We start from the raw sequence: 9,961 nt of genomic DNA, 5'->3' as shown, positions 1-9,961 counted from the left end.
GGCTCACAGCTTGCTAGGCGACCGGTTTATGACTTGCAAGAGAGGGAAGGCCGCATGACGCGCACGCTGATCGCCGGAAACTGGAAAATGAACGGCCTGGTGGGGAGCCTCACCGAGATCGAACGGGTGGCTGCCGCTGTTGCGCCGTCCCAGGCCGGGCCTGAAATCCTGCTGTGCCTACCGGCCACACTGATTCACCCCGCTGCGGCAAAAGCTGCAGGCTCCGCCCTCAAAATTGGGGGAGAAACCTGCCATCCCAAGGAAAAGGGCGCCCATACCGGCGATATTTCCGCCGAAATGCTCATGGATGCGGGCGCGGCCTATGTCATTGTGGGCCATTCGGAGCGGCGGGCAGACCATGGGGAGACAGACGCGGCCGTCGCATCCCAGGCCTCCGCCGCCCTTCGTGCCGGTATCACGCCGATCATCTGCGTTGGCGAAACTCTGGCGCAGCGAGATGCCGGGGAGGTTCTCAAGGTCATTTCCGAACAGATGGCCGGATCGTTTCCCTCTGACGCCGCAGCGGAGACGATTGTTGTGGCGTATGAGCCCGTATGGGCCATCGGAACCGGGCGGGTGGCAAATTCGGACCAGATTGCAGAAGTTCACGGCTTCATTCGCACGCTGCTGACACAGCGGTTCGGTGAAGCGGGCAGGGGCACCCGTATCCTTTATGGCGGAAGCATGAACCCCGGAAATGCTGAGGAAATCCTCGGTGTGGCTGAGGTAAATGGCGGCCTTATAGGCGGCGCAAGCTTGAAGGCAGACGATTTCCTCGCCATCTACCGGCTGGCGGCGCAATAAGTCGTGTGGAACCGCTGACTTGGCGAACGGCCTGATCGGGGTTATGCCGGCGCCTTAAATTCAGGAAAGCTGGTCGGGCCCATGCAGAACGTCATTCTTGTTATCCACATTCTCGCCTGTCTGGCGATGATTGGTCTGGTTCTGGTCCAGAAATCTGAAGGCGGCGGCCTTGGGATCGGTGGCGGCGCTGGAAATGCGCTGATGTCGGGCCGCGGCGCTGCCGGCGCTCTGGTGCGTACCACCATGATCTTCGGGGCGATTTTCTTTGCCACGAGCCTGATCCTCACCTCGCTTGCCAACCGTCAGGCTGACAACCGCTCGGGCATCGAGCGCATTCTCGATGAGTCGAGCCCGCAAACGGCGCCGCAGCAGGGCCCGGTGGATCTCTTCGATCCGACCGCTCCGCTGCTGAACGATACCGCACCGGCTTCGCCAGACGTTGGAATCGCACCTGCGCCCCAGCCGGCGCCGGCAGAACCCACCGAAGAGGCAGCCCCGGCTACGGAATCTGTTCCGGAAAGCGCCAATCCCCAGTAATTTTCCGCTAACGGCTGGTGGAGGTCGCCCGCAAGGCGCGAATCATTTCATGAGTATAACCCCATGATCCGCTATATCTTCATCACTGGCGGCGTGGTGTCTTCGCTCGGAAAAGGCATTGCCTCCGCCTCCCTCGGCGCGCTGTTGCAGTCGCGCGGCTATCGCGTGCGCCTGCGCAAGCTTGATCCCTACCTCAATGTCGATCCCGGCACGATGAGCCCCCGCCAGCATGGCGAGGTCTATGTCACCGATGACGGCGCGGAGACGGACCTCGATCTCGGGCACTATGAACGCTTCACCGGTGTCTCGGCCCGCCAGTCCGACAACATCACAACCGGCCGGATCTATCAGCGCATCATCGAGAAAGAGCGCCGCGGCGACTATCTCGGCGCCACCATTCAGGTCATTCCGCACGTCACCAACGACATCAAGGAATTCGTCCTCTCCGATCCGGGGGAGGGCGTCGACTTCGTTCTCTGCGAAATCGGCGGCACGGTCGGCGACATTGAAGGCCTGCCATTCTTCGAGGCCATCCGCCAGCTTGGCCAGGAACTCGGCCCCCAGCGCGCCTGTTTCATCCATCTGACGCTGCTGCCCTACATTCCGGCCGCCGGCGAAATGAAGACCAAGCCGACGCAGCACTCCGTCAAGGAACTGCGTTCGATCGGTATCCAGCCTCAAATTCTGCTGTGCCGCTGCGATCGGCCAATCCCCGTCAATGAGAAGGGCAAGATTGCCAGCTTCTGCAACGTCCGCCTGACCAGCGTGATCGAGGCGCGGGACGTTGGCCACATCTACGATGTGCCGATGGCGTATCATGCGGAAGGTCTCGATTCTGAGGTGCTTTCCCATTTCGGGATCATGGACGCGCCCAAGCCGGACCTTTCATCCTGGGAGAAGATCGCCCAGACCATCCGCCATCCTGATGGCCATGTGACGATAGCCCTCGTCGGCAAATACACCGATGTGCCCGACGCTTACAAATCGGTGTCCGAGGCGCTGGGACATGGCGGTCTCGCCAACAAGGTGAAGGTGGATATCCGCTTCGTCGATTCTGAAAAGTTCGACGATCCGAAAGCCACTCTCGACGATCTTGAAGGCGTCCACGGCATTCTTCTGCCCGGCGGGTTCGGAGAGCGGGGCGCGCACGGCAAGATGCGCGTTGCCCGCTATGCCCGCGAACACAAGCTGCCCTGTTTCGGCATCTGCTACGGGATGCAGCTTTCGGTCGTGGAGGCTGCCCGCACCCTCGCCGGCATCAAGGACGCCTCCACCAGCGAGTTCGGTCCCACCAGCGAGCCTGTCGTTGGCCTGATGGGCGAATGGACCAAGGGCAACGAAAAGGTCACGCGCGACGCCAACACCGATCTCGGCGGCACCATGCGCCTCGGCGCGTATCCGGCGCGCCTTAGGGAAGGCAGCCTCGTTGCGCAGGTCTATGGCACGCTCGACATCTCCGAACGCCACCGCCACCGGTATGAGGTCAACACCGATTACATCCCGGCGCTGGAAAAATCCGGCATGATCTTCTCGGGCATGTCGCCCGATGGCCGCCTGCCGGAGATCGTGGAGCTGAAGGACCATCCCTGGTTCATCGGCGTGCAGTTCCACCCGGAACTGAAGTCGCGCCCGTTCGAGCCCCATCCGCTGTTCGCCAGCTTCATCGCCGCCGCCGTCAAGCAATCCCGGCTCGTCTGAGGACAAGCCGGGCAGGGGGCATCAGGCTGGCCGGGTCACCTGGAAGTGGCCGACATTGATCCGGCCGTCGCTGAACCCGGCTTCGCAATAGCTGAGATAGAAGTTCCACAGGCGGCGGAACGGCTCGTCAAAGCCAAGCGTGCGGATATCATCCCAGCTGTCATTGAAGGCGCGCGCCCACTCCCGGCAGGTGCGCGCATAGTCCTGGCCGAAATACTTCACGCCATCATGGCGCAGCCCGGCTTTCGCAAACTGCTGCTTGAGCACTTCCTCGCTGATCAGCATGCCGCCCGGAAAGATATGCTGCTGGATAAAGTCCACACGCTGACGATACCGGTCAAACAGAGCGTCATCGATGGTGATGATCTGCAGCGCGGCCCGCCCGCCCGTCTTCAGGGACGAAGAGACCTTGGCGAAGTAGCTCGGCCAATAGGCTTCTCCCACCGCCTCAAACATCTCGATGGAGGCGATGCCGTCATAGGTCCCCTTGTGATCGCGGTAGTCTTCAAGGCGGATATCCACCCGGTCGCTCAGCCCCTCACGTTGCATCCGTGCGGCTGCGTAGTCCCGCTGGGAGGGCGAGATCGTCAGGCACGTCACCTTCGCGCCCCGCTGCTTGGCCGCGTATTCGGCAAAGCCGCCCCATCCACAGCCTATCTCCAGAATTTCGCTCGACGGGCCCGCCTGGATGCGATCGCATATCTCGCGATACTTGTTCATCTGCCCTTGCTGCAGAGACTGGTTCGGGTTCTCGAAAAGGGCCGAGGAATAGGTCATGCTCGGGTCCAGCCAGCGCTCGTAAAATTCATTCCCCAGATCATAATGGGCAATGATGTTCTTGCGCGCGCCTTCGCGTGAGTTGCGGCGCGTGAAGGCATGCCGGATCATGTTCATGGAACGGACGATCCATCCGCCCCGCGCCAGCTTCCCGGCGGCTTCAAAGTTGGCCGAGAAGAAACGCAGCACTGCTGTCAGATCCGGCGTCGACCAGAGCCCATCGATATAGGCATCCGCAAATCCGACATCGCCGCCCGCCATCGCCTGCTTGATGAAGTCAAAGTCATGCACCTCGATAACCGCCGAAGGGCCGTCTTCCGCGTTCTGGAAAACCAGGATGCGGCCATCGGGAAGCAGGAAGCGCAACTCTCCACGCTCGGTCCGGAGCAGCAGCAGTGCCCCGATCCTGAAGGAGGCCGGAACGCCGCTCAGCGTGCGGAGGGTATTGGGGGATGCGATGATGGTCTGGCTCATACTGGCTCTCCGCTGCGGAGGGATGCTTTAACGGGCACGCTCGTGGCGATCGTTTCTGCCCTTCCGGGCGCCTCGGGTTTCCTGCGGTAGCCGGCCCCCTTGATCCAGATCTTGAGTGCCTGCCAGTGAATCCCAACTATAACGCCGAAGGACGAAAAGGGTTGCATCAGCGCCAGCCGCAACAGGTTCGCCGTTGTTGCCGTCCTCTCCACCGCGTTGATATTCGCCATATGGCTGCGCGCGCCTTCGTTCCAGTTCTCCACGATCACGCGCAGCTTTCCGTCCGGGGCGCGCAGCGTGAAGCGATACCGGCCGGAAACGTCCATGAAGGGCGACACATGAAAAGTCTTTGCGGCCTCATGCTCGGACCGGTCAGGGCCGGTTGCGGCCACATAACAATGACGCTCGCCGAATGTATTGTTCACTTCATAGATGATGCCGCGCAGGGCGCCGTCCGGCCCATATCCATACCAGAGCGACAGCGGCGCGAACTTGTAGAAAAGATGCCGTGGGAAGGTCACCAGCCGGATGGCGCCGCCCGCCAGCTCCACGCCGGCCTTGCGGAACATCCCTTCGGCCCAGGGCCGCAGCGGCGCGCCTTTCGCCTTCTCTCCATGATCCTCCGGGCGGAAGGAAAACACGCCCGGCCGCCCCACGGAAAACAGGCGCGATTGCGCGCCAGCTTCCGCCAGCCTGTCAATGTCGAGATCAATCAGAGCAATATCATACGTGAAGCGCCGCTCGAAAGGGGCGTAACGTTGATGAACCGTCTTGCCGGTCCAGAGCCTGAGAGCAGGCGCGGTCAAGCAGATACCTCCGCCGCAATCTGTACCACAGACGGGCTGTGGGGAGGAGTCCAGGTTTCAAGGCCGTCCGCATTCCAGGAAACACACCCCCCCAGAGACAGCGCGGCAGAAAGGCCGGATTTCAGCCCATCCTCGTGAAATCCGCGCCCCATCCAGGCGCCGGCAAACCAGAGATTGTCCTTGCCCTGAATGCGCTTCAGGCTGCGCACCGCCGCTTCTGCGGCCGCATCGAACTGGGGATGATCGGCGGTATAGTGAAGGAAGGTCAGCTCCTCCTTCGGCGGCGTGACGGGATTGAGAGTAATGAACAATGGCCGCGAGGGATCGAGCCCCTGAAGGCGGTTCATCCAGTAGGTGAGGCAGATGTCGTCGCCTTCCTGCTTGAGAACATTCCAGCTCGCCCAGGCACTGCGCCGTTTCGGCATCAGCGAAGGATCCCGGTGCAGCCAGATACTGTTGGGGCGATACCGGATGGAGCGGAGCGGGAACGCCTGATCCTCATAATGCTCCTCGATCATCCGCAGCGATTGATCGGAGTGCGCCGCGAGGATCACGTCATCAAAAACTTCAGTATGCCCGGTTTCCAGAACAACGGCTGTCCGGCTCCCGAAGGGCGATATCCGGCTAACGCCAACGCCGGTCCGCACGCGCGATCCCAATCCGTCCACGGCATTTCGAACATAGGTCTGGCTGCCACCGGTCACCGTGCGCCATTTCGGGCGCTCCTTGTGCATCAGCCGGTGATTGTCAAAGAACTGAAAAAAGCTCTGCGCCGGATAGTTCAGCATCTCGCGTTCCGGCGTGGACCAGATCGCTGCGCCCATGGGCAGGATGTAGTTGCGGCGGAACGTTTCGTCATAGTTGTGGCGGTCAAGCCACGCGCCCAGCGAGGTTTCGAGCACTTTGCCCGCTGCCAGTTCTGCCCGTGCGGTATCGTTGAATTTCAGGATGGTCTGCCAGAAACGATGAAAGTCCGGATTGAGGATATTGCGCTTCTGCGCAAACAGGCCGGGCAGGGTGGAGGCCCATTCCCAGCCGGCAGGATCAGACACCGCAAAGCTCATGTCCGATGCCTGCGTCTGGACGCCCAGCTCCTCGAAGAAGGCAATGAGGTTTGGATAGTTCAGCGCATTATAGACGATGAAACCCAGATCGACCGCCGTCTGATGACCGTCATAGTCGAACACATGCGTGCTGGCATGGCCGCCTGCGCGCGCGTCCTTCTCGAACACGGTCACATCCGCCACGTCCTTAAGCGCCCATGCTGCCCCCAGGCCGGAAATGCCGGCCCCGATGATCGCTATCTTCTTCATTCTGCGGTCTGATCCTCTTTGAGGGCCTTGTACGCGTCCAGCGCGCGCTGGCGGCCCATGGCATGGTCGATGATGGGTTTGGGATAGGTCGTGCCAAGCTTTACGCCGGCTTTCGCCAGCGTCTGCGCATCGGCCTCAAAGGGCGCGTGCAGATACTTGTCGGGCAGGCGCGCCAGTTCCGGGCACCAGCGGCGCACATAGTCACCGGCGCCGTCAAACTTCTGCCCCTGGCTGATCGGGTTGAATACCCGGAAATAGGGCGCTGCGTCAGCGCCGCTGCCGGCTGTCCATTGCCAGCTTGCCGGGTTGGAGGCCGGGTCTGCATCCACCAGCGTATCCCAGAACCACTCTTCGCCACCCTGCCAGGGCAGCAGCAGGTGCTTGGTCAGCATCGAGGCAACAATCATCCGCACACGGTTATGCATCCAGCCAGTATGCCACAGTTCCCGCATTCCCGCGTCTACAATGGGATAGCCCGTCTGGCCCCGGCACCAGGCAGTGTAATCGGCATCGCTGCGCCGCCAGCCCATACGGTTGAAGGCGGCGTTGTAATTGGCGGTGGCGAGATCCGGATTGTAATAGAGCAGGGTGTAGGAAAACTCCCGCCACGCAATCTCTGACAGGAAGACGCGGGCGGAGTTCTCATCCGCCTTCTGCGCCGCAAGCCGCGCCTGAACCGCCCGCCAGACCTGCGCCGGGCCAATCTCGCCAAATCTCAGATGCGGGGAAAGCTGGGACGTGCCGTCCAGTTCTCCGGGCAGATTGCGCGTCTCGGCATACCGGCTGACCGGCCCGTCGAGAAACGCCTCAAGCCGCGCCATTGCGCCATTCTCTCCAGGCTGCCAGGCCTCCGCGAGACCGCCAGACCAGTCCGGCTTTTCCGGGTGCAGCTTCCAGGAGGAAAGGGCTTCGCTATCGGCAAAGGCAGCCTTGATCTGTCTGGGCGCCGGCAATGGGGCAGGGGCTTTGTAACTCGCCTGCAGCGCGCGCCAGAAAGGCGTGAACACCTTGTACCAGCCGCCACTGCCGGTTTTCAGCTCCCAGGGCTCCACCAGCAGGCGGCCATTGAAGCTCTGGCAATTTACGCCCTTGTCCTTAAGCGCCTTCTTGATTGCCGCGTCAGTCTCCCGTTCCGGCAGGCCATAGCGGCGGTTCCAGAATACAGCCTCTGCGCCCGTCTCCTGCACCAGCGCGGCAAGCACGCTCTCGGCTGGCCCGGTGCGCAAAACGAGGGTTCCCCCGATCGCCTCCAGGGACGCGGCGAGTTCGGCAAGGCTCCGGTTCAGCCACCACCGGCTGGCGCCCCCAAGCGGACGCGGCGCGCTGTCGCCAGTCTCCCGGATATAGAGGCAGATCAGGGGCCGGCCGCTGCTTGCCGCCATATCCAGGGCCGGGTTGTCCGCCAGTCTCAGGTCTTCCCTGAACCATAGAATTGCGGGTGCGGGAGAAGGCATGAACTGACCGGTTTGAGGATATATCTGGTAACATCGGTCTTACGCCTTGAATCGCCGATTGGATCACCAGATGACGGCCAGCGCTTTCGTTCCCCCGGACGCCCCGTTATAGCCTGCTGCAGAGGCAGTTTGTTTTCACCGGAGGCCCACGCTTCATGTCATCCCGACTCTCAGGGCTTCTGGACCAGGCTGCCGGAAAACGCGTCCTCTGCATTGGCGACGTCATGCTCGACCGGTTCATCTATGGGGCCGTCGACCGCATCTCTCCGGAAGCGCCCGTTCCGGTGCTTCGTTACAGCCGCGACGCGGCCATGCCGGGCGGAGCGGCCAACGTTGCGCGCAATCTGGCATCCCTGGGCCTGCGTCCCGTTCTGGTCGGTGCGCGCGGGGATGATGACGCGGGTAGGGAGCTGGTGTCCAGATTTGTCCAGGATGTGTCCATTTCTGTCCATCTGGTGACCCTGGAAGGCCGCCCCACAACCCTCAAAAGCCGCTTTGTGGCAGGCGGTCACCAGCTTTTGCGCGTCGATACGGAAAATGCCGCCCCCATCAGCGAACCCATTGAAAACGACCTGATCGGCATCGTCGCTGCGGAGGCCGAAGGCGCGGCCGTCATCCTCATCTCCGACTATGCCAAGGGCCTACTCACCAACCGCCTTCTGCAGGCAATCCTGCAGATCGCGGCAGACCACCAGATACCCGTCATCGCAGATCCCAAGGGCCGGGACTTTGCCCGCTACGGCGCCGTCGACATCCTCAAGCCAAACGCATCCGAACTCGCCGCCGCCACCGGCCTCAGCGTCGGCACCGACGAAGAAGCCAGCTGGGCGCTGCGCAGCGCTCTGGACACCCTCCCGGCAAAGGCCGTCGTCGTCACCCGCGCCGCCAGAGGCATTTCCTTCATCGGCTCTGACCGCAAGGTTCACCATGAAGCCGGCCGCGCGCGGGAAGTGTTCGATGTCTCCGGAGCCGGCGATACCAGCCTGGCGGCGCTGGCCGCCGCGATCGCGGGTGGGGGCACGCTGGAGGAAGCTGTCAGCATGGCCATCGCGGCGTCCGGCATCGCGGTTGGAAAGGCTGGAACTGCAACCGTCACTGCAGAAGAGGTCAAATCGGCCCTGACGGATTTCGGCCCCGCCGGCCGGGCCGGGATCCTGCCGATAGACGCCATGATCGGTCAGGCAGAACGCTGGCGCGCCTCGGGCCTTCGGGTCGGCTTCACCAATGGGTGTTTCGACATCCTGCATCCTGGCCATATCCGCGTCATAGAACAGGCCCGTTCCCATTGTGACCGGCTGATCATCGGCCTGAACTCGGACGCTTCGGTGAAACGCCTCAAGGGGCCCCAGCGCCCGATCAACTCCGAACAGACCCGCGCGGACGTTCTTGCCGCCCTCAGCGCTGTGGATGGGGTCACCATCTTCGACACGGACACGCCTCTGGAAGTCATCACGGCGCTGAAGCCGGATGTGCTGGTCAAGGGCGGGGACTATACTAAAGAGACCATCGTGGGCGCCGATATCGTCGAAGCCCGCGGCGGCGAAGTGATCATCGTGCCGCTGGTTCCGGGCCATTCGACAACGGCCACAATCGCCCGAAGCAATTCAGGAAACTAGCCGCTCGAAGACCCTCAGTTGGTCGCGTGTTTCTTGAGCTCATAAGTGCCCGTTCCAGTCATCGTGAACCATTCCGGAATGTCGGGATGGCTCAGCGGAACATCGGAATCGTCGGGGATCAGGTTCTGTTCGGAGACATAGGCAATGTAATGGGTCCGGTCGTTCTCCGCAAAGAGGTGGTAGAAAGGCTGGTCCTTGCGCGGGCGCACTTCCTCCGGGATCGAGTCATACCATTCATCGGTATTTGCAAACTGCGGATCGACGTCGAAAATCACGCCCCTGAACGGAAACAGCTTGTGGCGCACCACCTGTCCGATCTGGAAACGGGCTTCATGGCGGGAAATGGCGTTATAGAAGTAGTTGGTATCGACGGGATCCGTCAGCAAAAGCGGTTCGGCCTCCGCCGGGCGCCCCCGTTTACGGAAGATGTTTTTCAACCATGCGGTTCGGCCGCGTCTACTGGTCATTTTCAGCTCCTGTGG

9 protein-coding genes are annotated in these 9,961 nt (G+C 62.0%); 4 read left to right on the top strand and 5 right to left on the bottom strand.

Annotated elements, in window-relative coordinates; genetic code table 11:
* Positions 1-54 precede the first annotated feature (54 nt).
* From tpiA to C0456_RS08155, 3 genes are all read left to right on the top strand, one after another.
* Positions 55-804: a triose-phosphate isomerase gene (tpiA, locus tag C0456_RS08165; RefSeq protein ID WP_291050393.1), complete on the top strand. Its 750-nt coding sequence runs from the start codon at positions 55-57 to the stop codon at positions 802-804.
* Positions 805-885: 81 nt separating this feature from the next.
* On the top strand, positions 886-1,341 hold the full coding sequence (secG, locus tag C0456_RS08160) for a preprotein translocase subunit SecG (RefSeq protein ID WP_291050391.1): 456 nt from the start codon (positions 886-888) through the stop codon (positions 1,339-1,341).
* Positions 1,342-1,404: 63 nt separating this feature from the next.
* Positions 1,405-3,039, top strand: a complete 1,635-nt coding sequence (locus tag C0456_RS08155; protein ID WP_291050389.1) for a CTP synthase — start codon at positions 1,405-1,407, stop codon at positions 3,037-3,039.
* Between the two features lie 21 nt (positions 3,040-3,060).
* Here the strand turns inward: C0456_RS08155 and C0456_RS08150 are convergent, their stop codons facing one another.
* The 4 genes from C0456_RS08150 to C0456_RS08135 are packed head-to-tail and all read right to left on the bottom strand — an operon-like array spanning position 3,061 to position 7,863.
* Entirely contained in the window at positions 3,061-4,290 is a 1,230-nt protein-coding gene (locus C0456_RS08150; protein WP_291050387.1) for a cyclopropane-fatty-acyl-phospholipid synthase family protein, read from the bottom strand.
* Positions 4,287-5,096 carry a DUF1365 domain-containing protein gene (locus C0456_RS08145; RefSeq protein WP_291050385.1) on the bottom strand — a complete coding sequence of 270 codons (810 nt, stop codon included), beginning with the start codon at positions 5,094-5,096 and terminating at the stop codon, positions 4,287-4,289. The genes C0456_RS08150 and C0456_RS08145 overlap by 4 nt, the downstream gene beginning before the upstream one ends.
* Positions 5,093-6,409: an NAD(P)/FAD-dependent oxidoreductase gene (locus C0456_RS08140; protein WP_291050383.1), complete on the bottom strand. Its 1,317-nt coding sequence runs from the start codon at positions 6,407-6,409 to the stop codon at positions 5,093-5,095. Before C0456_RS08140 ends, C0456_RS08145 begins: the two co-directional genes overlap by 4 nt.
* The gene (locus tag C0456_RS08135; protein WP_291050381.1) at positions 6,406-7,863 is read right to left on the bottom strand and encodes a deoxyribodipyrimidine photo-lyase; all 1,458 of its coding nucleotides are present in this window, start codon (positions 7,861-7,863) and stop codon (positions 6,406-6,408) included. The genes C0456_RS08140 and C0456_RS08135 overlap by 4 nt, the downstream gene beginning before the upstream one ends.
* A gap of 155 nt (positions 7,864-8,018) precedes the next feature.
* Between C0456_RS08135 and rfaE2 the strand changes: the two genes are divergently transcribed.
* Positions 8,019-9,479 carry a D-glycero-beta-D-manno-heptose 1-phosphate adenylyltransferase gene (rfaE2, locus tag C0456_RS08130; RefSeq protein ID WP_291050379.1) on the top strand — a complete coding sequence of 487 codons (1,461 nt, stop codon included), beginning with the start codon at positions 8,019-8,021 and terminating at the stop codon, positions 9,477-9,479.
* 14 nt (positions 9,480-9,493) lie between these two features.
* Here the strand turns inward: rfaE2 and hspQ are convergent, their stop codons facing one another.
* A complete protein-coding gene (hspQ, locus tag C0456_RS08125; protein ID WP_291050377.1) occupies positions 9,494-9,946 on the bottom strand; it encodes a heat shock protein HspQ in 453 nt (150 codons plus the stop codon).
* Positions 9,947-9,961: the final 15 nt, after the last annotated feature.

The organism is Hyphomonas sp. (genome assembly GCF_013823385.1).
Taxonomy (GTDB): Bacteria; Pseudomonadota; Alphaproteobacteria; order Caulobacterales; family Hyphomonadaceae; genus Hyphomonas.
This window is presented reverse-complemented; position numbering and strand designations above follow the sequence as displayed.